This window comes from Streptomyces sp. NBC_00344 (assembly GCF_036088315.1).
In the GTDB taxonomy this organism is placed as follows: domain Bacteria; phylum Actinomycetota; class Actinomycetes; order Streptomycetales; family Streptomycetaceae; genus Streptomyces.
In genome coordinates this window covers 6,216,429-6,241,981 of record NZ_CP107996.1, presented here as the reverse complement: position 1 = coordinate 6,241,981, position 25,553 = coordinate 6,216,429, and the positions used below count along the sequence as shown (strand labels likewise).

Here is a 25,553-nt window from a genome sequence, read left to right as displayed (position 1 = left end):
GCCCCGGAACCCCTGGTTCCGGGGCTCATTGCGGATAGTTGACAGGTAGGAAAAGAGCTCCGTGCAGTTCCGTCAGCAGGCCCTTTCCAAGCTGCAGTCGCCGGAGGAACTCGACCTGCCGGTGCGCTTCGCCAGGCCGCAGGGCTGGCTCGTGCTGGGTGTCACCGTGATCGTCATGGCCGCAGCCTGCTTCTGGGCCATGACCGGCTCCGTCTCCTCCACCCTGAGCGCACCCGGCATCCTCACGCACACCCAGGGCAGTTACGTGCTGCAGAGCCCAGTGGCGGGCCAGGTCACCGGCGTTCTCGCCAAGCAGGGGCAGACCCTGGCCGCGAACGCACCACTGCTGCAGGTCCGTACGGAACACGGCAACCGCATCGTCCGCACCATCGCCGCGGGCCGGGTGACCACGCTGACGGCCGCCATCGGCGCCGTGGTCACGACCGGCGCCGATGTGGCGAGCGTGGAGCGTGTCGGCGCCGCGAACAATCCGCTGACGGTGTTGCTGTTCGTATCGGGCGACAGCGGTTCGGCCGTTCCGGCGGGCGCCCGGGTGGATCTCACCGTACGGTCCGTGCCCGCCCAGCAGTACGGAGTGCTGCGCGGCCGGGTGGCCGTGGTCGGCCGCGCGCCCCAGACCCGGCAACAGATCAGCGCATTCCTCGGCGACAGCCAGTTGGGCGAGCAGTTCTCGAAGCACGGCAGACCCCTCGCCGTGCTGGTACGCCTGGACCGCTCGTCCGCCACCAAGTCCGGATACCGGTGGTCGTCGGCCGAGGGCCCGCCGTATGCGATCGACTCCATGACGCTGGCCACCGGCTCCATCCACCTGGCCGACCAGCACCCGATCGATTGGCTGCTCCCGTGACCGCGCCCCACCCCTCCCCAGCGGCCCAGCAGTTGCCTCCCCCCACGCGCGGCAGGCACCGGCCTGACAACGCGGCGCAGAACAGGCGCCGTCCCCGGCAGGGGCCGGAGCCAAGGGCCGGGAAGAAGGTCAAGGCGGTCCACACTCCCACGGTCCTCCAGATGGAAGCCCTCGAGTGCGGCGCCGCTTCGCTGGCCATGGTGCTCGGCCACTACGGACGGCATGTGCCGCTGGAGGAACTGCGGATCGCCTGCGGCGTATCGCGTGACGGCTCCCGCGCCAGCAATCTTCTGAAGGCCGCCCGCAGTTACGGGCTGCAGGCCAAGGGCATGCAGATGGAGCCCACTGCCCTCGCGGAGGTGCAGGCACCCGCCATCCTGTTCTGGGAGTTCAACCACTACGTCGTCTACGACGGCATGGGACGCCGTTTCGGCAAGCGCGGTGTGCACATCAACGACCCCGACAAGGGCCGCAGGTTCGTGGCCGCCGAGGACTTCGACACGAGCTTCACCGGGGTCGTCCTGGTCTTCGAACCCGGCGACAGCTTCACCCGCGGCGGCCGCCGGCCGGGGATCATGCGTGCCCTGCCGGCCCGGTTGCGCGGCACCACGGGCACCATGCTGGCCGCGATGCTGGCCAGCCTGCTGCTGGTCGCCGTCGGCGCGGCGCTGCCCGCGCTGAGCCGTACCTACATCGACCTGTTCCTGATCGGTGACCAGACGTCACTGCTGGGTGTGCTGTTCGCCGCCATGGGCACCATGGTCGCGCTCACCGCGGTTCTGACAGGCCTGCAACAGGCGAATCTGCTGCGCGGGCGCATCATCTCGTCCACCCTCAGCAGCGCCCGCTTCCTGCGGCATCTGCTGAGGCTGCCGGTGACCTTCTACGCCCAGCGCGGCCCCGCGGACCTGGTACAGCGGCTGCAGTCGAACGACGCGGTCGCCGAGACACTGGCCCGAGATCTCACCGCCGCCGGGGTGGACGGGGTCGTGGTGCTGCTCTACGCGGTACTGCTGTGGACGTACGACCCGCAGCTCACGCTCATCGGAGTCGGGCTCGCGCTGCTCAATGTCGTCGCCATGCGCATCGTGGTGCGGCTGCGCGCCACCGGCACGCAGAAGCTGCGCGCCGACAGCGCCCGGCTCACCAACACCTCGTACACCGGCCTGCAGCTCATCGAGACCATGAAGGCAACCGGCGGCGAGAACGGGTACTTCCGCCGCTGGGCGGGGCAGCACGCCAGCACGCTCGAGGAGCAGCAGCGTCTCGGCGTACCGAGCGCGTGGCTGGGTGTCGTCGCTCCCGCGCTAGCGACGCTCAACAGCGCGCTGATCCTGTGGATCGGCGGTCTGCGGGCGGTCGAGGGACACATCTCGATCGGTCTGCTCGTCGCCTTCCAGGCACTGGTGGTCCGCTTCACGGCGCCGGTCACCCGGCTCAACGGGGTGGCCGGCCGGATCCAGGACTTCGCGGCGGACGTGGCCCGGCTCAAGGATGTCGAGAACTTCCCGGTGGACGCGCTGTACTCGCGGCGCGAACCCGCGGCTAGCGCTCGCAGGCTCAAGGGGCATGTGACGCTGGAGGAGATCACCTTCGGCTACAGCCCGCTCGACAAGCCGCTGCTCACCGGATTCTCGCTGGCCGTGGGGCCGGGACAGCAAGTGGCCCTCGTCGGCGGTTCCGGTAGCGGCAAGTCGACGGTCTCCCGCCTGATCTCGGGGCTCTACAGCCCCTGGGAGGGCATCATCCGTATCGACGGGCAGCGTCTCGAGGACATTTCACGCAGTGCGCTTGCCGCCTCGGTCTCCTTCGTCGACCAGGACATCTTCCTGTTCGAGGGCACCGTGCGGGACAACGTGGCTCTGTGGGATCCCTCGATCCCGGACGACGCCGTCGTCGCCGCGCTCCAGGACGCGGCACTCCACGACGTCATCGCGCGGCGCCCCGGCGGTATTCACGGCCGGGTGGAGCAGGACGGCCGGAACTTCTCCGGCGGCCAGCGGCAGCGTCTTGAGATCGCCAGGGCGCTGGTGCGCCGGCCGAGCATTCTGGTGCTGGACGAGGTGACCAGCGCCCTGGACGCGGAGACGGAGCAGCTGATCATCGACAACCTGCGGCGCCGCGGCTGCGCGTGCGTGGTGATCGCACACCGGCTGAGCACGGTCCGCGACAGCGACGAGATCGTGGTCCTCGACCACGGCTCCGTCGTGGAACGCGGCCGACACGAGGAGCTGGTCGCCGCCGGCGGTCCGTATGCCGAGCTGGTCAAGGAGCACTGAGGTGGCATACGTTCACCATTCCCCGGGCCCGGGTACCGGCCCTGATCCGGTCGCGCATCCGGAGCGCAGCGCGATGCCGCACGACCCGGTGCTCGCCGAACTGGGCCGGCTCGGCGAGCCCGTCGACTGCGCAGGTCTGCGCAGTCTGTCCCTGGAGGGGCCACAGGTCCTGTGGCTGGTCGCGGAAGGCGCCCTCGATCTCTTCGCGGTCGACGCGGCGGCACAGGGCCACTGGCACTTCCTGGGCCGCCTCGAACCGGGCACACTGCTGCTCGGCCCGGTCGAGGGGCCTCAGCACACTCTGGTCGGCCGCCCCCTGCAGGGAGCCGTCCTGCGCCGCATACCCCTGCGGGAGCTGTACCGGCCGGAGTACCCGGCCACCTCGTACGAAGGTCAGTACCGCAGCCAGTACGACACGGGCGACGCGGCTCTGAGCCTGCTGGAACATGCCTTCGCCCTCGGGGTCGGACGCAGCCAGCACGTGCTGTTCGAAGCACCCCTGGACGGCAGGACCACCGTGGACGAGGTGGTGGCGGACGACGACATCCTGTGGCTCCCGGTGTCGCCTGGCAGTGTTCAGTACGGTGCCGCGTTCAGCACGGAGGCGGCAGGCGATCTGCTGGTCGACGCTGCAATGTGGCAGAGCATGGTCAACCAGCAGTACCGGCTGCTCTCCGCGCTCGACCGCTGGATCGAGCGGATGGAGCGTGCCCACGAGGACCGCACGGTCGCCGGGATCAAGGCGGGCAGGACAGTCCGTGAACAGGCGGACCAGGCACTGCTGGCGTCCATCGGCCGTTCGGGGAAGCCCGCCGCCCGCGCGGCCGGGGCCGGCGACGACGCGACGTACGCGGTCTGCCGCACCGTGGCGGCCGCGGCCGGGATCACCCTGTCGGACCCCTCGGTGGGCGGCGCGGTGAGCGAGCGGATCGACCCGGTCGAGCGTGTCGCGGTCGCGTCCCGCATACGCACCCGCCCGATCCGGCTCGACGGGCGCTGGTGGCAGGAGAACGCGGGGCCGCTGGTGGGCCACCGGGCCGTCGGCGGGACGCCGGTGGCGTTGCTGTGGCGCCGCCGCGGGTACGAGGCGGTGAACCCGTCAACGGGCCGGCGCACCCGGATCGGCCGGTCCAACGCGGAGGAGTTCGAGCCGCGCGGGGTGATGTTCTACCGTCCACTGCCGGACCGGCCGATGAGCAAGTGGCATCTGGCTCGTTTCAGCCTGCGTGGCACCCGGGCCGATCTGCGGAATCTCGTACTCGCCGGACTGGTGACGGTCGGGCTGGGCGCGCTGGTGCCGCTGGCCACCGGGCAGGTGCTCGGCGTCTATGTGCCCAACGCCGAGAACAGCCTGATCGTGCAGGTCTCGTTGGCCATCATCGTCACCGGCATCGTCTCGGCAGCTTTCATGCTGCTGCAGAATCTGACGATCCTCCGGATGGAGGGACGCATCGAGAGCACGCTCCAGCCGGCGCTGTGGGACCGGCTGCTGAGGCTGCCGACCACGTTCTTCACCGAGCGGTCCACCGGTGAACTGGCCAGCGCCGCCATGGGCATCAGCGCCATCCGCCGGGTGCTGTCCGGTATCGGACCGGTCGCCGTGCAGGCAGGCACGGTCGGCGCGATGAACCTGGTGCTGCTGTTCTGCTTCAGTGCCCCGTTGGCCCTGACGGCGGTCGGCATGCTGGTCGTGATCGCCGCGGTATTCCTCACCATGGGGCTGTGGGAGCTGCGCTGGCAGCGCCGTCTGATCAAACTCAGCAACAAGCTCAACAACCAGGCCTTCCAGACGCTGCGCGGGCTGCCGAAGCTCAGGGTGGCCGCGGCGGAGAACTTCGCGTACGCGGCCTGGGCCGGCGAGTTCGCCCGCAGCCGTGAGCTGCAGCAGCGGGCCGGCCGGATCAAGAATCTGACGACGGTCCTCAACGCGGTCTACCTGCCGCTCTGTTCACTGGTCATGTTCGTGCTGCTCGCAGGACCGGCCCGCGGAAGTCTGTCGGCCAGCGCCTTCCTGACCTTCAACACGTCGGTGACCATGCTGCTCACCGCGGTCACCCAGCTCACCGGGGCGTTCGTCTCGGCCGCCGCCGCGCTGCCGATGTTCGAGCAGATCAAGCCGGTGCTGGACGAGGCCCCGGAGGTGCGCTCCGGAAGCACCCAGCCCGGCGAGCTCTCCGGTGAGATCGAGGCCAGGGACCTCTCCTTCCGGTACACCGACGAGGGCCCTCTGGTCCTCGACGGTGTGTCCCTGCGGGTGCGGGCCGGCGAGTTCGTGGCCGTAGTGGGCCCCAGCGGCTGCGGGAAGTCGACCCTGCTGCGGCTGCTCATCGGCTTCGACAAACCGGTGTCGGGGAGTGTGCTCTACGACAGCCAGGACCTCTCGGCCCTCGACCAGGCGGCCGTGCGCCGCCAGTGCGGAGTGGTGCTGCAGAACGCCCAGCCGTTCACCGGGTCGATCCTGGACTGCATCTGCGGCGCCGAGGTCTTCAGCCAGGAGGAGGCGTGGGAGGCCGCCGCGATGGCCGGCCTGGCCGAGGACATCAAACGCATGCCGATGGGACTGCACACCATGATCTCCGGTGGTGGCGCGATCTCCGGGGGCCAGCGTCAGCGTCTGATGATCGCCCAGGCGCTCGTCCGGCGCCCCCGGATCCTCTTCTTCGACGAGGCCACCAGTGCTCTCGACAACGAGACCCAGCGCACCGTGATCGAGAGCACCCGCGCCCTGAACGCCACCCGCGTCGTGATCGCCCACCGGCTCTCCACCGTGCTGGACGCCGACCGGGTGATCGTGATGTCGGAGGGCCGCGTCGTCCAGCAGGGACCGCCCGCCGAGCTGCTCGCCGACACCGGCGGACGGCTCCATGAGCTGGTGCGCCGGCAGATGCAGTGAACCGCGCCGGGTATGACGAAGGCGCCGCGGGTCGGTCCGCAGCGCCATCGATATACCGAAGAAAACACCAATCAGGGCATTAACTCAAACCGACGTCCGTCCGTGTGCTCCGAAGGCCTCGCATCCCGGACCATACGGGCCATGTCGGCACCCGGTGGCGGCCGTCCGCCCGGTCACCGCCCCGCCGGTTCACCAGCGGTGGTGGACCGCCGCTCGGATCCGCCGGTCGTAGAGGTCCTGGACCGCGTCGAGGGTGCTCTGCCCAAGCGGCGCCAGAGAGGCGGCGGCCGCGTTGGCTCGGGCCTGCGCGACGGAACGGGCGCCGGGGATCACGCTGGTGACCCCGGGCTGCTGGATGATCCAGCGCAGCGCGGTCTGCGCCGGTGTGGCCCCGCTCGGGGCGAGCGAGGCGAACTCGGCCGCGGCGGACACCCCGGTTCCGTAGTCGATCCCGGAGAACGTCTCGCCTTGGTCGAACGCCTCGCCATGCCTGTTGTACGTGCGGTGGTCCCCGGCGGCGAAGACGGTGTCCGCCGTGTACCTGCCCGAGAGCAGCCCCGAGGCGAGCGGAACACGTGCGATGACACCGACGCCCGCCGCGCGGGCGGCCGGGAGGACTTCGTCCAGCGGCTTGAGACGGAACGGGTTGAGAATGATCTGCACGGAGGCCACACCCGGCCGCGCGATGGCGGTGAGGGCTTCGGCACACGTCTCGACGCTCACCGCATAGGCGGCGATCCGCTGTTCGTCGACGAGGGTGTCCAGGGCGTCGTAGACCGCGTCAGACGAGTAGACGGCGGTGGGCGGGCAGTGCAGCTGCACGAGGTCGAGAGTGTCGACTCCGAGGTTCATCCGCGAACGGTCGTTCCAGGTACGGAAATTGTCGAGCACGTAGTTCTCGGGCAGCTGTTCTGCCCGGCGTCCCATTTTGGTCGCGACGAGCACTCCGGCGTCGGGGCGGTCCTTCAGGTAGCGGCCGATCAGCTGCTCACTGCGTCCGTCGCCGTACACATCGGCGGTGTCGAAGAAGGTGACACCCGAATCGACCGCCGCGTCCAGCACCCCGAAGGCGTCCGCCTCCCGGACTTCGCCCCAGTCGCCGCCGAGTTGCCAGGTACCCTGCCCGACGACCGATAGCCTGCGGCCGGTCCTGTCCAGTACGCGCTGCTCCATGGAGATCATGCTACGTCGGCGCCGGCCCCCTGCGCCGCGCCGCCCTGCGGAACGCTCCCCGCCGTGACGCAGGGAGTGCGATGCTGGCCGGGTGCCGATCACCCCGCGCGTCCCGGAACCGGTCACAGCGGACGCCGTCCGCCGCATCGGGCGTCCGCTGCTCACCCAGTCCTGGCTCGACCTGGCCTTTGTCCACTGGGCCGTGGCGCCCGAAGCCGTGGCGCCGCTGCTGCCGGCCGGGACCGTCCCCGACACGTTCGACGGGGTCACCCATGTCGGCCTCATCGCCTTCCGCATGCATCGCATCGGCTGGCTCCACCTGCCCGGTATCCCGTATCTGGGCAGTTTTCCCGAGACCAACGTCCGGCTGTACTCGGTGGACGCGGACGGGCGGCGGGCGGTGGTCTTCCGCTCGCTCGACGCTTCCCGGCTGATCCCCGTGGCGGTCGCACGAGCGGCGTTCCGGCTGCCGTACATGTGGTCACGTATGAGTGTCAGGCGCAGCGGGAACACCGTCACCTACAGCAGCTCCCGGCGCCGGCCGGGTCCGCGAGGCGCACACAGCCGCCTCGTCATCAGAGTCGGTGAGCGGATCGCGGAGCCGAGCGCTCTCGAACATTTCCTGACCGCCCGGTGGGGCCTGCACAACGCGGTCGCCGGCCGGACGCTGTACCTGCCCAACAGCCATCCGCGCTGGCCGCTGTACCGGGCCGGTCTGCAGGAGTGCGACGAATCCCTGGTGGTCGCGGCGGGGCTTCCCGAGCCGTCGGGCGAGCCCGTCAGCGTGTTGTTCTCCCCCGGCGTGCCGGTGCGCTTCGGGCTTCCGTCCCTGGTTTCCCCCGGAACGCCTGCTGAGGCGCACCGGACGGGTCTGGGCAATGATGGAAGTCCCCAATGAAGCCCTACGGGAGATCTTCGTGGAATACCCGAAAAGCTATGAACTCGTCTTCCAAGGCCTCACCGGGGCGGAGGACGTGGTGACCGTTCGGCGTACCGCGTCGGCGGGACCGGGCGGGAGCCCCGTCTACCAGGACGACACGGGAATCGTGCGGGCGGAAATCAGCGGCCAGGGAGAGGTGCGCATGCTGGCAAGCGGGGGCCATCAGGCCCCTGGGACCCCGCTGGCACGCGCAGCCCGCCACTGAGCGGGCGGACCGCGCAGGAGCACGGAACACGAAACCGCCCCGGCAGGAGGATGCCTGCCGGGGCGGGGCTGCGGCGGTCGGCGGGGATCAAGAACCTCGCCGGCACCGCCGCCCTGCGGCTCGCGGGTCAGCCGAGCGACGCGATGGCCTCGTTGAAGGTCACCGACGGGCGCATCACGGCTGTCGCCTTGGCGGCGTCGGGGCGGTAGTAGCTGCCGATGTCGGCCGCCGACCCCTGGACTGCGATCAGCTCGTCGACGATGGTCTGCTCCTGCTCGGTCAGCGCCTTGGCGAGAGCCGCGAACGCCTCGGCGAGCTTGGCGTCGTCGGTCTGCTTCGCCAGCTCCTGCGCCCAGTAGAGCGCCAGGTAGAAGTGGCTGCCGCGGTTGTCGATGCCGCCCAGCTTGCGACTGGGCGACTTGTCCTCGTTGAGGAAGGTGCCTGTCGCACGGTCCAGCGTGTCCGCCAGTACCTGGGCGCGGGCGTTGCCGGTGGTCTGCGCCAGGTGCTCGAAGCTGACCGCGAGCGCGAGGAACTCACCGAGGCTGTCCCAGCGCAGGTAGTTCTCCTTGACGAGCTGCTGCACGTGCTTGGGTGCGGAGCCGCCGGCGCCGGTCTCGAACAGCCCGCCGCCGTTCATCAGCGGGACCACCGAGAGCATCTTGGCGCTGGTGCCCAGCTCGAGGATCGGGAACAGGTCGGTCAGGTAGTCACGCAGCACATTGCCGGTGACCGAAATGGTGTCCTCGCCGCGGCGGATGCGCTCGAGCGAGAACGCGATCGCGTCCTGCGGCGTCATGATCTCGATCTGCAGCCCGTCGGTGTCGTGCTCGGGCAGGTAGGCCCTGACCTTGGCGATCAGGCCGGCGTCGTGCGCGCGACCCTCGTCGAGCCAGAAGACGGCGGGGTCGCCGGTCGCGCGGGCGCGCGTGACGGCGAGCTTGACCCAGTCCTGGATCGGCAGGTCCTTGGTCTGGCAGACCCGGAAGATGTCGCCGGCGCCCACGGTCTGCTCGAGCACGGCATTCCCGGCGCTGTCGACGACCCGCACCGTGCCGGTGGTGGGGATCTCGAAGGTCTTGTCGTGGCTGCCGTACTCCTCGGCCTTCTGCGCCATCAGACCGACGTTCGGCACGGAGCCCATCGTCGACGGGTCGTAGGCACCGTTCGCGCGGCAGTCATCGATGACGACCTGGTAGATGCCGGCGTAGCTGCTGTCGGGGATGACGGCGAGCGTGTCGTGCTCCTGGCCGTCCGGGCCCCACATGTGACCGGAAGTGCGGATCATGGCCGGCATGGAGGCGTCGACGATGACATCGCTCGGGACGTGCAGGTTGGTGATGCCCTTGTCGGAGTCGACCATCGCCAGCTCGGGGCCCTCGGCCAGCTCGGCCTCGAAGGACTCCTGGATCTTCGCGCCGTCGGGGAGCGATTCCAGGCCCTTGAGGATGCCGCCGAGTCCGTCATTGGGGGTCAGGCCGGCTGCGGCGAGCGCCGCACCGTGCTCCGCGAACGTCTTCGGGAAGAAGGCACGCACCACGTGGCCGAAGATGATCGGGTCGGAGACCTTCATCATCGTGGCCTTCAGGTGCACCGAGAACAGCACGCCCTCGGCCTTGGCGCGCGCGACCTGCGCGGTGAAGAACTCACGCAGCGCCGTCACCCGCATCACCGAGGCGTCGACGATCTCGCCGGCCAGTACCGGTACGGACTCGCGCAGCACGGTGGTGCTGCCGTCGTCCCCGACGAGCTCGATGCGCAGGGTGCCGTCCTCCGCGACGACCGCGGACTTCTCGGTGGAGCGGAAGTCGTCCCCGCCCATCGTGGCGACGTTCGTCTTCGAGTCAGCCTTCCAGGCGCCCATACGGTGCGGGTGCGCCTTGGCGTAGTTCTTGACGGACGCGGGAGCGCGGCGGTCGGAGTTGCCCTCACGCAGGACGGGGTTGACGGCGCTGCCCTTGACCTTGTCGTAGCGCGCGCGGACGTCCCTGTCCTCATCGGTCTTCGGGTCGTCCGGGTAGTCGGGCAGCGCGTAGCCCATCTGCTGCAGCTCGGCGATCGCGGACTTCAGCTGCGGAATCGACGCCGAGATGTTCGGAAGCTTGATGATGTTCGCGCCGGGAGTCCTGGCCAGCTCGCCGAGCTCGGCGAGTGCGTCATCCACACGCCGGCTCTCCTCGAGACGCTCGGGGAAGCTGGCGATGATCCGTCCCGACAGGGAGATGTCACGGCTCTCCACCGTCACCCCGGCGGTCGAGGCATAGGCCTCGATCACGGGCAGGAACGAATACGTCGCCAGGGCAGGGGCCTCGTCGGTGTGCGTATAGATGATGGTCGAGTCAGTCACCGGGTGCTCCGCTCCACGTCTGCAACATTGCTTGACATCAAGATATCTCGTGACCGGCCCCGGCTCGACAGGGCCCTGCCACCGCCGGGGGCTGCGGCGGACCGGCACCCGGCGGCGCCGTCCGCGACGGGCGGTCACGGAACCGCGGCCTGCCCGCGCGGTGCGGGACTCTCATGGCCTGAAGATCGCGTTCAGGTGGGCGGTCAGTTCCGGACCACCCACCGGGTCGCCCCGAAATCCCAGATAGCCGTCCGGGCGGATCAGAAAACCCTCTCCGCCGCGTGCACCGTACATCTGCCGGAACTCCCCGAGACTGTCGGTGACCGCGGGAACGGGAGCCGTTTCCGGCGCCACCCCGGGGGCCAGGACAGCCCGGAGAGCGAGCTGTCCGCGGGCCCGCTGCCGCGCGGAACTGGTCAGCTCGTCGCACCGTGCCAGCTGGTCATCCGCGTCCGCGTAGAGCAGCAGAATGTGCTCCCGCCCGCGCAGCAGGTCGAACAGCCGGCCGGGGAACGCCGCCGGCTCACGGACGAGCCCGCCGCAGTCCGGAGCCCGGTCACCCGGGGCGGGGCCCGCGTGCCGGCTGCCTGCGGGCGCCACGATCGGACTGCCGCGGTAGCCGACCAGCAGCTGCGCCTCACGCCGGATCGTCGTCGACGGGTCCTCCGGATCGGCCTGTGGACCGTCTGCCGCGTGCCGGACCGTCCGCTGCACCACTTCCTCGCCCACCGGACGGCGTTCCGCGTGGTAGCTCGCGAGAAGTCCCTCACTCGCATCGCCCTGCACGGCCAGAGCGAGCTTCCACGCCAGGTTGTACGCGTCCTGGATGCCGGTGTTCATCCCCTGGGCACCGGTGGGCGGGTGGATGTGCGCGGCATCTCCCGCCACGAAGACCCGGCCCTCTGCGTAGCGGTTCACCAGACGGTGGCTGATCCGGAAGACCGATGACCACCGGAGGGACGAGGCGGCCGTGGGCCGGGGGGACAGCCGGTCGAGAACGGCCTGAATGTGTTCAAGAGCCGGTACGGGGCCCTCCCCCTCCGCCGGACCGTGCTGCACACCCTCCCCCTCCGGCTGCGGCGACCGGGAGAGTTCCGGCGGGGTGAGCATCGACATCCGGTAGCGGTTGTGGCCGGGCAGCGGGATGCACACCAGAAGATCGTCGACGCGCCCGGCGGTGCGGTGCACGGCCCGGACCCCGTAGCACGGCGGCAGGTCCCAGTCGACCTCCACATCACCCAGCATGTACTCCTCGGGCAGTGCCGCGCCCTCGAAGGCCAGCCCGAGGCCCCTGCGTACGATGCTGTGGGCTCCGTCGCAGCCCAGGAGGTACGCGGCCGACAGGTCCTCCTCCACTCCGGACGGCCCGACGACGCGGACCCTGACCCCGGCCGCGTCCTGCTCGAAGGCCACCAGCTCCGAACCGCGCTCGACCTGCCCTCCCCAGCTCGTCAGCAGTTCTTCGAGGAGCCGTTCCGTCTCGTACTGCGGCAGGGCCGCGAAACCGTACGGCACATCCGGGGGCAGCCTCAGTTCGATCCTGGGCTGTTCCTCACCGTTGACGAAGAGCAGTTGCCCCTTCATCGGGATGGCCGTTTCGAGTGCCTCACGCACCATTCCCATCCGGTCCCAGATCTCCAGCGTCCTGGGTTGGACACCCACCGCTCCGGCGAACGGGCGACGCGCGTGGAGCCTGTCGACGACACGGCACCGGACGCCGCGCCGCTGCAGTTCGCAGGCTGCCGTCAGACCTACCGGGCCCGCTCCCGCAACCAGTACGTCCACGTCGCTCACTGCGGCCTCCCGGAGGAAGTGCGTTCCCTCCAATGCAGCACACCTCGGATCGTCTGTCATGTCGGATCCGGCCGGACCACCGGCAGGAACGGGGGCGTCGAGCCCGCAGCATTGACGTCACTCACCCCCTCCCCCGGCCCTGGGACGCCCGCCGGGGGGCAGCCCTGCGCTGGATACGCGATCCTGCGCTCTCCTTCCGTACGGAATGCCTCTCCTCCTCCGCGCAGCTGGCCCTGCGGCGTACGGGATTCACAACTCTGCTGAACGCAGGGTTTTCTGACTCTTCGTCACTACATATCCCGCTCCACCGCCCCCGCCTCGCACCGGCAACGGGACCGTCATGCCCCTCTCCGGGCCGCCCGGGGCCGAAAGTAGCCCACAGCTTTCACAGTCACCGCACGACAGGCAGCTCACGCCATGTCAACTCGCAGGTAGCATCGCGTGATGATCGGCTGCCACGCCGGCGTGGCAGCCGACCGAAACCTTCCCCCACCCGAGGATTTCGATGACATCCATACCCGAGGCGCTGTTGTGGTGCCTCTGCGCAGGTACGGCCGCCGCCGTGGTTCTGGCGGCGATTGTGGTCCGCGCCCGGATGCGAAGCGCCGAACTGAGACAGCGCCTCACCGCTGCCGAAGGGCAGAACACTGCCTCACTGCACAGCAACACCGAACTGACGGCCCGTCTGCGGGCCACCGAGTCCGAAATCCGGCACCTGGCAGCCGCGCGCCTCCCCGACATGACCCTTGCCCTCGCGCATTCGCACGTACCCGTGCGCGGTCTGCTGGACGCACGGTTCACCGGCAGTGACACGGACTACGCGCTCACCGCCGTGCTGGACCAGGTCGGCGACGCGGTCACCGCGGAGCGGGAACGGGTCGACGCCGCGGCCCAGTCCACACTGCGCGGTGCGACCACCACCATCCAGGCGCTGCTCTACCGGCTGCAGACCTCGCTCCAGCAGATGCAGCACCGTTACGATGCCCCCGACATCGCACAGGATCTGCTGGCTGCCGACTTCCTCAACGAGCAGGCGCTGCGACGTATTCAGGCCACCGGTGTGGTGTGCGGCGCCTGGCCGGGGCTGACCCGCGAGGACTCCTACCTCGCCGAACTCGTGGTCGGAGCCGCCTCACGACTGCGCGGCTACGAGCGGGTCCAGGTCAGCAACCAGCTGCGCGACCCGATCGCCGTCGTCGCCCGCGCCGTCGAGCCGGTCGCGATCACGGTCACCGAGCTGCTGGCCAACGCGCTGCACCACTCGCACCACGAACTGCCGGTCGTCGTCACACTCCAGCAGGGCAACCGCGGCGCCTCGGTCATCATCGACGACTACGGCGTCGGCATGCATCCGGACGAGCTCCGGCACGCGACGGAACTGCTCTCCGGTGACGACCAGTTGCTCTTCACCCAGCTCGGTGACCCGCCCCGCACCGGTTTCGCCGCCGCGGGCCGGCTGGTCCGGCAGTACGGCTACGGCGTCCATGTCGAGCCGTCCCCGTACGGAGGGGTACGCGCGGTGGTGTACATACCCGGCGATCCCCTGCTCACCATTCTCGACGAGAGCCGGCAGCCCATGTCCGTGATGGCTCCGCTGCCGCACCGCTCCGCTGCGCCTGACCGGTCGCCCTCCCCTCTGCCGTCCCGTGTCGCACCGGTCGCAGCGTCCGCCGTGACCGCGCCTGCCGCCGCAGCGCCGGCGCCGAGCGCCCCGAGTTCGCCTGACACCCCGTCCGACAACGCCGGCGAGGGTGAACTCCCGCGCAGGCGCCGCCGCAGGGCAGCGTCGGAACTCGATCAGGACGTCTCGCGTGCCGAACCGGCCCCCGCACGGTCTCCGGAGGAGAACGCCTCGCGCTGGGCCGCGCTCCAGCAGGGCACCGAATCCGGCCGGGCAGCCGTCCAGCCACAGCACCCTCGCGGTCCCGAAGGGAATGCCCATTCATGAACAGCACTACTCGCCGCCGTGTCGCCGAGGACAAGTCCTGGGTGCTGGCACCTCTCCTGGAACTGCCCCATGTCACCCACGCCGCCGTGATCTCCGGTGATGGCTTCATCGAGGGATCCTCACCGGGCCTCCGGCGGGAGTCCGCCGAGGGCGTCGCCGCGATGATGTCCGCGCTGCAGGGTGCCGGGCGTGCGGTCACCGCGGCCTTCACCGGCCAGGACGACGCCACACTGCGGCAGACCGTCATCGAGTCGGACGAGGGCTGGGTGTTCGCGATCCCCGCGGGCCGTAACACCTGCCTCGCCGTGTTCGCGGAACCGGAGGTCAACATGGGAGTCGTCGCGCACCATATGCAGGTCCAGGTGACGACCCTGGGCAACAAGGTCATGAACAGCCCGGCTCGGGATCTCGGCAGCCCGGCATGACCCCGCGCCAGAGCAACAGGCGCCTCGTACCGGCCTATCTGGCGACCGGCGGACGTGCCCGGCCCAGCCGCAACACCTTGGACAGGCTCTCCCTGCTGCACAGCAGCGGCATGCCGATCCCCAGTGATGCACGCCCGGAAGAGCACCGGATCCTGGAGCTTCTCCAGCCCGGGGCGTTGTCTCTGGCCGAGGTCGCGGCCCATCTTCAGCTGCCCGTCAGCGTGCTGAAGGTGCTGGTGGCCGACCTCGTCGATGCCGGGCGGCTGCACGCCCGTGTCCCCATTCCCGAAGCCGAGATATTCGACCGGCAGATCCTGGAGAGGGTTCTCGATGGACTCCGCTCTCTCAAGTCCTAGCGCCGGCGCCATGTACCTCTCCGGCGCTGATCAGACGCTAGTCAAACTCCTCGTCGCCGGACCGTTCGGCGTCGGCAAGACGACGCTCATCCGTACGCTGTCCGAAACCCCGCCGCTGCACACCGAAGAGGTCATGACGCAGAGCGGCGCGAATGTCGACGACCTCGCCGGTGTCCGGGACAAGACCACCACCACGGTCGCCATCGACTTCGGACGTCTGACCCTCCCCGGGGACCTGGTGCTGTATCTGTTCGGCACACCCGGACAGAAGCGTTTCCGGCCCCTGTGGCAGGACATCGCCCGTGGGGCGCTGGGCGCCCTCGTCCTCGCCGACACCCGACGGCTTGCCGACTCCTTCGAGGTGATGGACATCGTCGAGGAGGCCGGGCTGCGCTACGCGGTGGCGGTCAACACCTTCCCCGACGCGCCGCACTACGACGTCGAACAGCTGCGCGACGCCCTCGATCTGCACCCCGACACACCGCTCGTACTGTGCGACGCCCGCGAACGGAATCAATCCGTCGACGCACTGATAGCGCTCGTCGGGCACGTACTGGCCCACACGCCCCTGGAGAATCAGTGACTTCCCCGCACCAGCCGGGTGCCACACCCCCGCCGGGCTGCCCGGCGCACGCCCATGACGGGCCCGACGCGTTCGCCGCGCCGGCGGACGCAGCCGCGCCGGCCGGCCACCCGCTCGACCGGGCCGACCGCGATTCGCTCATCAGGCTCTACGACCCGGAGTTCGCGGCCGACCCGCACCGCTACTACGCACATCTGCGCCAGTACGGAGCCCTCGCGCCCGTAGAGATCGCCCCTGATGTGACGGCCATGCTGGTCACCGACTACCGGGCCGCGCTGGACCTGCTGAACGACGACACCACCTGGTCCAAGGACTCCCGCGACTGGATGCGGACCGTGCCGGCCGACTCGCAGGTCATGCCGATGCTGGGCTGGCGGCCCAACGCCCTCTTCAACGACGGCGAGGTGCACAAGCGCTACCGCCAAGTGATCACCGACAGCTTCCAGCTCGTCGAACCGCACGAACTGCGTGCCCGCGTCCGGCACGCGGCCGACACCCTCATCCAGAACTTCGGGGCCTCGGGGACCGTCGACCTCGTGTCGGAATACGCGCAGCTCCTGCCGGTCCTGATGTTCAACAACCTCTTCGGCATGCCGGACGCCTACGGCCCCCAGCTCATCGCGGCCATCTCCGGGCTGATGGACGGTGCGTCGCCCGAGGAGGCCAACGCGGCCAACGCCGCCTTCGAGGCGTACATCATGGAGATGGTCGGCTCGAAGAAGGCGCAGCGCGGACCGGACCTGACGTCCTGGTTCCTGGACCACCCCAACGGACTGTCGGACGAGGAAGTCATCCCTCAGATCGTCCTGACGATGGCGGCGGGAAACGAACCGCTCGGCAACCTCATCGGCAACGCGCTCTCCCGGATGCTCTCCGACGACCGTTACTACAGCACTCTGTCGGGCGGTGCGCTGACGGCGCAGGACGCCATCAACGAGGTGCTGTGGAACGACCCTCCGATGGCCAACTACTCCGCCCACTACCCGCGCCGTGACGTGTTCTTCCACGGCACCTGGGTGCGCGCCGGACAGCTGGTACTGGTCTCCTACGCGGCGGCCAACACCCAATACGGCAACGTCTCGCTGGAACAGTCCCGCTCCGGCAGCGGCGCCCATCTGTCCTGGGCGTCGGGTCCCCATGCCTGCCCGGTGCAGCGACATGCCCTGGTGATCGTCACCACCGCGATCGAGCGGCTCACCGCCTGGCTCTCCGACATCGAACTCGCGGTGCCGAGCGATGAGCTGACATGGCGCCCGGGTGGTTTCCAAAGGGCTCTCGCAGCCCTTCCGGCCCGCTTCACCCCCATCACCCCCGATCAGGCAGGAGCCACCCCATGGAACAGCAGCCCGTCGCCCTCGACCCGGCCGGAGCAGACGTCCACGCAGAAGCAGCCCGCCTCCGCGAACTAGGCCCTGCCACGCTCGTTCAGCTCCCCGACGGTCCGCAGGCCTGGGCGATCACCACCCACGGTCTGCTCAAGGAGCTGCTGACCGACCCGCGGGTGTCCAAGGACGCGCGTCAGCACTGGCCTGCCTGGCAGCGGGGCGAGTATCAGGAGTCCTGGCTGGCGACCTGGGTCGGCGTCACGAACATGTTCACCGCCTACGGGAGCGACCACCGGCGGCTTCGCAAGCTGATCGCCCCGGCGTTCACCTCCCGCAGGACCGAGGCGATGCTCCCGTCGGTCGAGCGCATCACGGCCAAGCTGCTCGACGAACTGGCCGCCGTTCCGGCAGGCTCCGTCGTCGACCTGCGCGCGGGCTTCACGCATCCGCTCCCGATGCAGGTCATCGGTGAGCTGTTCGGAATTCCCGAGGGCGAGACCCGCAGCGAGCTGGCCCGGCACTCCGAGATCATCATGACCTCGTCCGACCCGGAGGAGGCGGGCGCCACCTTCGTGGCCATCCAGGCGCTGCTGCGCGGCCTGGCCGAGCTCAAGCGGAAGGACCCCGCCGAGGATCTGACCAGTCTCCTGGTCACCTCCCATGACGAGGACGGCGAGAAGATGAGCGAACAGGAGCTGATCGACACGCTCCTCCTCGTTCTCGTCGCCGGCCATGAGACCACCGTCAACCTCATCGGCAACGCCGTCCACGCCCTGCTCACGCATCCCGATCAGCTCAGTGCGGTGCTCGCGGGTGAGGTCTCCTGGAACGACGTCATCGAGGAAACCCTCCGCTGGGCCCCCAGCGTGGCCAACCTGCCGCTCCGCTTCGCGGTCGAGGACATCAGCCTTCCCGGCGGCCCCACCATCCGCAAGGGCGATGCGATCCTGCCGTCGTTCGCGGCCACCGGCCGTGACCCGCAGCAGCACGGCGGCACGGCATCCGACTACGACGTCCGCCGTCCCAGCCCTGAACACCTCAGCTTCGGCCACGGGGTGCACCACTGCGTGGGCGCCCCACTGGCCCGTATGGAGGCCCGGATCGCGCTTCCGGCCCTCTTCGCCCGCTTCCCCGACCTCGAACTGGGCGTCCCGGACGAATCCCTTGAACCCGCGGGCGGGTTCATCGTCGGCGGGCTGCGCAGCCTCCCGATGCGCCTGACCAAGGCCTGATCGGACGGGGCCCATCCGAGCGCCCCTTCCCACGGCCCGCAGGACCCCGGGAATGCGGCCCCGCCACCCACTGCTGGTGGCGGGGCCGTTCGCCGTGGTGCCCGGCCTGCCGTGCGCATCCGGGCGGAACCCGGCGACGGAAGCGCCACGGACGACCGGACGAGCGTCACGGACGGGGCCAGGGCCGGCCGCCGAGCCGCTCGGTGTTGGTGCCGGGGCGTCCGGGTTCCGCCGGTACGGCGCGGCGCTGGGTGCCCGATGACCTGAATGGTTCGGCGGGTCAGGACCGGGCCGGCCTGAGGGGTGTTGCTCAGGCCTGGCCGGTCTCGAAACGGCTGATCTTTCCGCCCTCGACGGTGAAGCGCCAGACGGTGCGCATCTCGCCCCACGTGTCATTGCGGTAGTCGACGATCAGGAAGAGACCGCGGTCGGACTCGGTCCTGACGACCATGTGGCCTCCGGAGGAGAAGATCTCCTTCTCGGCCCACTGTGTGACGTCGCGGTCCGAGCCGTCGTCGGACATGGTCACGTGAGGGGTGAGAACTTCCTGGAAGGCGGCCCGGTCACCCGCGTTGACGGCTCCGACGAAGGCGCGGACGGCGGGGTCGGACAGCTCACTCGGGGCGATCACGGGGCCTCCTGGGCCGGCGTACGGGTGCTGTTGCGTGTCCAGGAAACACCGCGGGCGGGGCCGGGACGCCAACCCTCACCCGTTCGCCGCAGGACCGCGTGTCCTGAGGGCGGCACCGACGCGCCGGGTCTGCCGGCGTTCATGCGGCTCACCGTCTGCTCCGGAAGGTGCGGCGAGACAGTCCGGGATCCCGCCCCACCTCATCGACGGCGGGAACCCGTTCGGCGTCGCGGGCGGCCGCATCAAGGGCATCCGCTCGTACGCGACCCCGGGAAACTCCGTCGCTGGACGACGGGCTGACGCGCGTCTGCGGACCACCCCGGTCCACACACCGCCGTCGCCGTCCCCCACCTCAGGCGCGGACGAGGTCCAGGACTTCGTCGCGCAGCTCTCGCATGGTGTGCGGCTCACGGGCCTCGGCGTTGAGCCGCAGAAGGGGTTCGGTGTTGGACGGGCGGAGGTTGAACCACCATTCCGGGCCGTTCACGGTAAGGCCGTCGAGTTCGTCGATCGTGACGCCGGGCAGGTCGTTCCAGGCCGCGCGGACGGCGGCGAGGCGGCCGGCCGCGTCATCGACCGTTGAGTTGATCTCTCCTGAGGAGGCGTACCGCTCGAAGCGGCGTGTGAGTGACGACAGCGGACCGGCCTGTCGGCCGAGCGCGGCCAGGACGTGGAGCGCTGCGAGCATTCCGGTGTCGGCATTCCAGAAGTCGGCGAAGTAGTAATGCGCGGAGTGCTCGCCGCCGAACACGGCGCCGGTACGGGCCATTTCGGCCTTGATGAAGGAGTGGCCGACGCGGGTGCGCACAGGGGTGCCGCCCGCTTCGCGGATGACCTCCGGCACGGCGCGTGAGGTGATCAGGTTGTGCAGGACTGTGGCACCGGGCCTGCGGCCGAGCTCGCGGGAGGCGACGAGCGCGGTGATCGCGGAGGGCGACACGGGTTCACCGCGCTCGTCGACCACGAAGCAGCGGTCGGCGTCCCCGTCGAAGGCGAGGCCGATATCGGCGTGCTCTGCTCGGACACGGGCCCGGAGGTCCACGATGTTCGACGGGTCGAGCGGATTGGCCTCGTGGTTCGGGAAGTTGCCGTCCAGCTCGAAGTACATCGGTACGACGTCGAGCGGGAGGCCGGCGAAGACCGTGGGCACGGTGTGGCCGCCCATGCCGTTGCCTGCGTCCACGACGACCTTGAGCCTGCGGACTCCGGTCAGGTCGACGAGCGTGCGCAGGTGGCCCGCGTACTCCCGCAGGGTGTCCCGGTGGGTGGCCGTCCCGGTGCGATGGGCGGGCGGCGGCGGTCCGCCCGCGTCGGTCCACCGCTCCACGAGCGTGCGGATCTCCGCGAGTCCGCTGTCCTGGCCGACGGGTGCGGCGCCGGCCCGGCACAGTTTGATGCCGTTGTAGCGGGCCGGATTGTGCGAGGCGGTGAACATGGCGCCGGGCAGGTCGAATGCGCCGGAGGCGTAGTACAGCTGGTCCGTCGAGCACAGGCCGGTCTCGGTGACGTCCGCGCCCTGCGCGACGGCTCCTCGCGCGAAGGCCCGTGCGAGGCCCGGCGACGACGCCCGCATGTCGTGTCCGGTCAGGAGCGCACGCGCCCCCGTGACCTGTACGAACGCGGTGCCGAACAGGGCGGCCGTCCGCTCGTCCCACTGATCGGGTACGACGCCGCGCACGTCGTATGCCTTGACGAGTGCGGACAGACCGGTGCGCGGCGCGGGGTCAGCGGGCACAGCCATGGCCGTCTCCTTCACGGGGGTGCGGAACGTCGGTGTCGAGGAGCCACAGGGCGGTGTCGGGTGACAGCGTCTCGCCTTCGATGGGGCCGCTGGCCAGTACCGGGCGGCCCGGTACACCGAGCGCGGCCCAGGACAGCGACCGGGTACCGAGGTTGACGACGCAGGCCAGTGTGCCGCGCCGGAAAGCGAGGTACGGATCGCCCGGTGCCGAGTACCAGTGGGGCGGGGCCGCCGGGTCGGGGGCCGGATGAGCGCGGCGCAGCCGCAGGGCGGTGCGGTAGAGGGCGAGCGTCGAGGCGGGGTCCTGTTCCTGGGCGGCCACGGTGTACCGGGCCCAGTCGTCCGGCTGCGGCAGCCAGGTGTGTCCGGGGCCGGCGGCGGTGAAGCCGTACGGGGCCCGGTCGCCGGACCAGGGCAGCGGTACGCGGGAGCCGTCGCGGCCCCGGTCCGTGTGTCCGGAGCGTTCCCACAGCGGGTCGCGGATGCGGTCGTCGGGGACGACCGCCTGCGGCAGGCCGAGTTCCTCGCCCTGGTAGAGATAGGCGGAGCCGGGCAGCGCCAGCATGAGCAGGGCCGCCGCTCGGGCGCGGTCGGCGGAACCGAAACGGGTCACCGGGCGGACCGCGTCATGGCTGGAGAGCAGCCAGGTGACCGATCCGCCACCAGGGGCGGACAGCGAGGCGTCGATGACGCGGCGCAGCTGCACAGGGTCCCAGTCGGCTTCCAGGAAGGCGAAGTTGAAGGCCTGGTGCATCTCGCCGGGCCTGATGTAGCGGGCCAGCCTGGACGGATCGAACACGGCGGACTCGGCGACCATCACCCGGTGGTGCGGCGGTACCGCGCCCGGCGGCGCCGGGTGGGTGTCCAGCAGGGCACGCCACTCGCGGTACAGCGGGTGCAGTTCCTCCTGGTCGTAGTACGGCAGGAGGTGGTTGCGCCGTGGGTCCTGATGCTGTCCGGGCCCGGCGTCAGGAAGGCCCTCGGCCTTGAACAAGGCGTGCGCGACGTCGACGCGGAAGCCGTCCACACCTCGGTCCAGCCAGTACCTCAGGATGTCGGCGAAGGCGGAACGCACCACCGGATCGCGCCAATTGAGGTCGGGCTGTTCGGGGGCGTGCAGGTGGCAGTACCACTCGCCGTCGGCCACCCTGGTCCACGCGGGGCCGCCGAAGGCCGACTGCCAGTCGTTGGGCGGGAGCGCGCCGCACGGGCCGCGTCCGGCGCGGAACAGGTAGCGTCCGCGTGCGGCGGAACCAGGTCCTGCTGCCAGCGCCTCCTGGAACCAGGAGTGCTGGTCGGAGGTGTGGTTCGGTACGAGGTCGACGATGAGCTTCAGGCCCAGTTCGTGGGCGCGGGCGATGAGGCGGCCGAAGTCGTCGGATGTGCCGAGGTCCGCGGCGACGCCGGTGTGGTCGGCGATGTCGTATCCGCCGTCGGCGAGCGGCGACGGGTAGAACGGCGTGATCCACACAGCGTCCGCCCCCAGTTCGGCGATGTGGCCCAGCCGGGCGGCCGCCCCGGCGAGATCGCCGATCCCGTCGTCGTCCGAGTCGGCGAAGGCGCGCGGGTACACCTCGTAGCAGACGGTGTCCTGCCACCAGCTCATGAGCGCTCCTGGATGTGCGGCGCGGGACCGGGCACGTGTTGTTCGGTGCCGGTGTCGGCGGCCAGCGTCGCGCTCTCCGCGACGAGGACGGCGCTGAGACCGGCGAGCGCGTCGGCGACCGGGGTGCCGCCGCCGTGGGCGACGCGGACCAGATCGGCGACGGCGGCGCGAACGCTTTCGCTGTAGACGTGCGGCTTTCGTGCCTCGCCGCCGAGGTCGAGCACGGCGCGGACATGGTGCGGTACGACGCGTTGCTCTCCGCGCCCGCGCGCGGGCGCACCGGCGCCCGCATCGCGTTCGACCGCGACGGATACCCGCTCGCCGCCGTGCGGGCGGAACCCCTCCACGTGCAGCAGCGCGGCTGCCCGCGCGGGCAGCCGCTCCCAGGCCCTGGCCCCCTCCTCGTCGGTCCACGCAGAGATCTCGGCGCGCACCGGGATCCATCCGTCGATCCTGGTTTCGGCGAACCCGTGGTCCAGACGCATGAGCTGGCGCTCGCAGCGGTGTGCGTGAGTGAAGGAGTGCAGGTGGGAGGCGAGGACGCCGCCCGGGTGGAGGACGTCGGCGCTGACCATGTCGACGGGTCCGCCGGGCCGCCGTACGGCGGTCGCGCGCACGCTGAGCGGCTCGGAGCCCAGCAGGGCACGTGCGGCGTCAAAGAAGTGCACGCCGTGCTCGACGAAGATGCCGCCGCTGTGCGAGCGGTCCCAGAACCAGTGATCGGGGCCGAGGTCCTGGTCGGATGCGTCGTTCTCGAACAGGAACCGGCGCGGGGGCGCGAGCAGTCCCTGGTCGGTGAGCCGTTCCACGGCCCGCAGCAGCGGGTTGTAGCGCAGCACGTGGTCGACGACGAGGGCCAGCCCCGAACGCTCGGCCTCGCGCGCGACAGCTCCGGCGTCCCGCCCCGTGGTGGCGAGTGGTTTTTCGCAGAACACGTGCCGGCCGGCACGCAGCGCGGCCGTGGCCATGGCTGCGTGTGCGGCCGGCGGTGTGGCGATGGCGACGGCCGCCACGTCCTCGCGCTCCAGCAGTTCCTCCAGGGAGGCGAGCGCGGGCACGCCGTGGCGTTCGCCGAGGGAACTCGCCCGTACGGAGTCGGGGTCCGCGACGGCGACCGGGACCAGCCCGGCCAGGTCGGCCACGGCGTCCAGGACGTACGCCCCGAAGCCGCCGCAGCCGACCAGTCCGAGGCCCAGCGGGGCCGGAGCGGAGGTCATGCGGTGCGCTCCAGCAGGGCGACGCCGATGTGCGCGTCGGCCATGCCGTAGAACACGTAACTCTTCCCGTCGATCTCCTCGATGGCGGTCGGGAAGACGACGTTGGGGACCGTGCCGGCCCGCTCCTCTTCGGTCTCGGGTGCCATGAGCGGCTCCTCGGAGCGGGCGAGGACCCTCGCGGGGTCGGCCGGGTCGAGGATCATGGCGCCGGCCGCATAGGAAACACTCTGGTTCTGCGCGAAGGGGTCCTCGATGTGGCCGGAGACGCCGTGGTGGATGAGCAGCCACCCCTCGGGCACCCGGACAGGGGCGGGGCCGCCACCGATCTTCAGGTCCTCCCAGGGATATGCGGACAGCGCGACGAGGCGGTGGTCGCGCGGGCGGGCCAGGGCACGGATGTCGGCTTCGACCTCGGCGACGGGCACGTACGAGATCCAGATGCCGGGCCGTTCGTCGGTGATCCCGGCAGGCAGATGGACACCCTCCCCGGGCCGGAACCAGCCGAGGTCCCACATCGGACGGTGCAGCATCGCGTAGGCGGGTTCCCCGTCGGGGCCGGGCACCGGCTCCGGGAAGTGGACGACGTCCTTGTTCGGGAAGAGGTTCAGGTCGGTGTCGAGGTCCGGCTGGTAGGCGAACTGGACCGGGCCGAGCCGGGTCCATTCGGTCAGGTCGTCGGACACGGCGATGGCCGGCTTCGGCCCGAGCGGACCGTAGGCGACGTAGGACATGACGTGCTTGCCGAGCGAGGGTATCCAGGTGACACGCGGGTCCTCGACACCGGCGTTGTGCTTTCCGCGCTCCCAGCCCTCGTCGGGCGCGAGGACGACGCCGCGCCGTTCGACGCCGCTGGGAACGCCGTCGGTGAACGTGACCTCGGCGAGGCCGACGCGGGAGACGTTGCCCTCGGCGACGAGGCGCGGCAGCAGATGCAGGCGCCCGTCGGGAGTGCGTCCGGACGCCGGATTGAGGACTCCTTCGGCCTCATCGGCCTCGCCTGGCAGCGGCGACATGACCAGGCCCTTGCGTACCAGGCGATAGGGAATGCGTGAAGTGGTGCTGGTGGTGCTGGTGGTGCTCATGGAGGGAATCAGCCCTTTACTCCGGAGTCGATGTCGGTCGAGGTGAAGTGGCGCTGGAACAGCAGGAACAGGGCCACTGCGGGAGCGGCCAGCACACAGGCGCCGGCCAGCAGGGCTCCGGTCGGGTTGGCGACCGTGCCCTGGAGGTTGGAGAGGAAACTGGCAAGCGAGACGGCCAGCGGCTGCTTGTCGGCGTCCTTGGTGACAAGGAACGGCCAGAGGAACTCGTTCCACGGGCCGATGAAGGTCAGCAGCATGGCGGTGAGCACGGCGGGCCGGGCCATCGGCAGCGCGATCTTCCACAGGATGCGCAGTTCACCCGCTCCGTCGATGCGGGCGGCCTCGAAGAGGGACTGCGGCATCTGGAGGAAGAACTGCCGGAACAGGAAGACGGCCGTCGAGTTGATCGCGAACGGCAGAATCATCCCGATGTAGTTGTCCCCCAGCCCGTAGTCGCGGACCACGAGAACGTAGAGCGGAAGTGTCAGCAGCTGGAAGGGCACCATCTGCACGAGCAGCAGTGAGGCGAACACGCTGCCGCGGCCGCGGAACTGCAGCCGGGCCAGCGCGTATCCGGCGAGCACTCCGAAGACGAGTGTGCACAGCAGGACACCGACGGTCATGATCCCGGAGTTGAGCAGCGAACGGCCCAGCGAGATGGCGCCGTTGACCGCTGTGTAGTTGCCGGCGGTGAGCCCGCTGGGCACGGCGGATGACACGTCACCGGTCGTCGTGTTCCGCAGGGAGCCGACGATCATGTAGTAGAAGGGGAAGAGGAACGCGACCGCGCCGAGCGCGAGAAGGAGGTACCTGGCGGCAGTTCCCCAGGAACGGCGGATGCCGGCGGGCCGGGTCTGCTCCGCGGTGTCCGTGATCGCGTCGTCCGCGGCCGGAGTGGAGGCGATCAT

General features: G+C 70.2%; 20 protein-coding genes. 11 read left to right on the top strand and 9 right to left on the bottom strand.

Features of this window, described 5'->3' with window-relative positions; translation table 11 throughout:
* Positions 1 to 61 precede the first annotated feature (61 nt).
* The 3 genes from OHS16_RS28290 (at position 62) to OHS16_RS28280 (ending at position 6,040) form a co-directional block, all read left to right on the top strand.
* Positions 62 to 868 carry an HlyD family efflux transporter periplasmic adaptor subunit gene (locus tag OHS16_RS28290; protein WP_328540070.1) on the top strand — a complete coding sequence of 269 codons (807 nt, stop codon included), beginning with the start codon at positions 62 to 64 and terminating at the stop codon, positions 866 to 868.
* Positions 865 to 3,147, top strand: coding sequence for an NHLP family bacteriocin export ABC transporter peptidase/permease/ATPase subunit (locus OHS16_RS28285; protein WP_328540069.1), 2,283 nt, complete (start codon positions 865 to 867; stop codon positions 3,145 to 3,147). The genes OHS16_RS28290 and OHS16_RS28285 overlap by 4 nt, the downstream gene beginning before the upstream one ends.
* A 73-nt stretch (positions 3,148 to 3,220) precedes the next feature.
* Complete coding sequence (locus OHS16_RS28280; RefSeq protein ID WP_328541019.1) at positions 3,221 to 6,040, top strand: NHLP bacteriocin export ABC transporter permease/ATPase subunit; 2,820 nt, start codon at positions 3,221 to 3,223, stop codon at positions 6,038 to 6,040.
* A gap of 189 nt (positions 6,041 to 6,229) precedes the next feature.
* Here OHS16_RS28280 and OHS16_RS28275 read toward each other — a convergent pair whose 3' ends face one another.
* Positions 6,230 to 7,222: an aldo/keto reductase gene (locus OHS16_RS28275; RefSeq protein WP_328540068.1), complete on the bottom strand. Its 993-nt coding sequence runs from the start codon at positions 7,220 to 7,222 to the stop codon at positions 6,230 to 6,232.
* Positions 7,223 to 7,304: 82 nt separating this feature from the next.
* Between OHS16_RS28275 and OHS16_RS28270 the strand changes: the two genes are divergently transcribed.
* Both OHS16_RS28270 and OHS16_RS28265 read left to right on the top strand, forming a co-directional pair.
* Entirely contained in the window at positions 7,305 to 8,111 is an 807-nt protein-coding gene (locus tag OHS16_RS28270; protein WP_328540067.1) for a YqjF family protein, read from the top strand.
* A gap of 19 nt (positions 8,112 to 8,130) precedes the next feature.
* Positions 8,131 to 8,358, top strand: coding sequence for a DUF6296 family protein (locus tag OHS16_RS28265; protein WP_328540066.1), 228 nt, complete (start codon positions 8,131 to 8,133; stop codon positions 8,356 to 8,358).
* A gap of 127 nt (positions 8,359 to 8,485) precedes the next feature.
* Here the strand turns inward: OHS16_RS28265 and OHS16_RS28260 are convergent, their stop codons facing one another.
* Both OHS16_RS28260 and OHS16_RS28255 read right to left on the bottom strand, forming a co-directional pair.
* Complete coding sequence (locus OHS16_RS28260; protein ID WP_328540065.1) at positions 8,486 to 10,705, bottom strand: NADP-dependent isocitrate dehydrogenase; 2,220 nt, start codon at positions 10,703 to 10,705, stop codon at positions 8,486 to 8,488.
* Between the two features lie 171 nt (positions 10,706 to 10,876).
* Positions 10,877 to 12,499: an FAD-dependent monooxygenase gene (locus OHS16_RS28255; RefSeq protein ID WP_328540064.1), complete on the bottom strand. Its 1,623-nt coding sequence runs from the start codon at positions 12,497 to 12,499 to the stop codon at positions 10,877 to 10,879.
* 505 nt (positions 12,500 to 13,004) lie between these two features.
* Between OHS16_RS28255 and OHS16_RS28250 the strand changes: the two genes are divergently transcribed.
* Genes OHS16_RS28250 through OHS16_RS28225 form a run of 6 tightly spaced genes read left to right on the top strand, consistent with a single transcriptional unit; the run spans position 13,005 to position 18,368 of the window.
* Positions 13,005 to 14,447 carry an ATP-binding protein gene (locus tag OHS16_RS28250; RefSeq protein ID WP_328540063.1) on the top strand — a complete coding sequence of 481 codons (1,443 nt, stop codon included), beginning with the start codon at positions 13,005 to 13,007 and terminating at the stop codon, positions 14,445 to 14,447.
* A complete protein-coding gene (locus OHS16_RS28245; RefSeq protein ID WP_328540062.1) occupies positions 14,444 to 14,872 on the top strand; it encodes a roadblock/LC7 domain-containing protein in 429 nt (142 codons plus the stop codon). The genes OHS16_RS28250 and OHS16_RS28245 overlap by 4 nt, the downstream gene beginning before the upstream one ends.
* Positions 14,869 to 15,228 carry a DUF742 domain-containing protein gene (locus tag OHS16_RS28240; RefSeq protein ID WP_328540061.1) on the top strand — a complete coding sequence of 120 codons (360 nt, stop codon included), beginning with the start codon at positions 14,869 to 14,871 and terminating at the stop codon, positions 15,226 to 15,228. Before OHS16_RS28245 ends, OHS16_RS28240 begins: the two co-directional genes overlap by 4 nt.
* Entirely contained in the window at positions 15,203 to 15,811 is a 609-nt protein-coding gene (locus OHS16_RS28235) for a GTP-binding protein (protein WP_328540060.1), read from the top strand. Before OHS16_RS28240 ends, OHS16_RS28235 begins: the two co-directional genes overlap by 26 nt.
* A complete protein-coding gene (locus OHS16_RS28230; RefSeq protein WP_328540059.1) occupies positions 15,808 to 17,220 on the top strand; it encodes a cytochrome P450 in 1,413 nt (470 codons plus the stop codon). Before OHS16_RS28235 ends, OHS16_RS28230 begins: the two co-directional genes overlap by 4 nt.
* Positions 17,145 to 18,368 (top strand): cytochrome P450 family protein, encoded by a 1,224-nt coding sequence (locus tag OHS16_RS28225; RefSeq protein ID WP_328540058.1) that lies wholly within the window; start codon positions 17,145 to 17,147, stop codon positions 18,366 to 18,368. The genes OHS16_RS28230 and OHS16_RS28225 overlap by 76 nt, the downstream gene beginning before the upstream one ends.
* A 310-nt stretch (positions 18,369 to 18,678) precedes the next feature.
* On the opposite strand, the gene OHS16_RS28220 is transcribed toward OHS16_RS28225, so the two are convergent.
* The 6 genes from OHS16_RS28220 to OHS16_RS28195 all read right to left on the bottom strand — a co-directional run bounded on the left by OHS16_RS28220 (position 18,679) and on the right by OHS16_RS28195 (position 25,553).
* Positions 18,679 to 18,999: a nuclear transport factor 2 family protein gene (locus OHS16_RS28220; protein WP_328540057.1), complete on the bottom strand. Its 321-nt coding sequence runs from the start codon at positions 18,997 to 18,999 to the stop codon at positions 18,679 to 18,681.
* A gap of 352 nt (positions 19,000 to 19,351) precedes the next feature.
* Positions 19,352 to 20,740, bottom strand: a complete 1,389-nt coding sequence (locus OHS16_RS28215) for a phosphomannomutase/phosphoglucomutase (RefSeq protein ID WP_328540056.1) — start codon at positions 20,738 to 20,740, stop codon at positions 19,352 to 19,354.
* A complete protein-coding gene (locus tag OHS16_RS28210; protein WP_328540055.1) occupies positions 20,724 to 22,346 on the bottom strand; it encodes a glycoside hydrolase family 13 protein in 1,623 nt (540 codons plus the stop codon). Before OHS16_RS28210 ends, OHS16_RS28215 begins: the two co-directional genes overlap by 17 nt.
* Positions 22,343 to 23,563 (bottom strand): Gfo/Idh/MocA family protein, encoded by a 1,221-nt coding sequence (locus tag OHS16_RS28205; RefSeq protein WP_328540054.1) that lies wholly within the window; start codon positions 23,561 to 23,563, stop codon positions 22,343 to 22,345. Before OHS16_RS28205 ends, OHS16_RS28210 begins: the two co-directional genes overlap by 4 nt.
* Positions 23,560 to 24,645, bottom strand: a complete 1,086-nt coding sequence (locus OHS16_RS28200) for a glycoside hydrolase family 130 protein (RefSeq protein ID WP_328540053.1) — start codon at positions 24,643 to 24,645, stop codon at positions 23,560 to 23,562. The genes OHS16_RS28205 and OHS16_RS28200 overlap by 4 nt, the downstream gene beginning before the upstream one ends.
* Positions 24,646 to 24,653: 8 nt before the next feature.
* Positions 24,654 to 25,553, bottom strand: coding sequence for a carbohydrate ABC transporter permease (locus tag OHS16_RS28195; protein WP_328540052.1), 900 nt, complete (start codon positions 25,551 to 25,553; stop codon positions 24,654 to 24,656).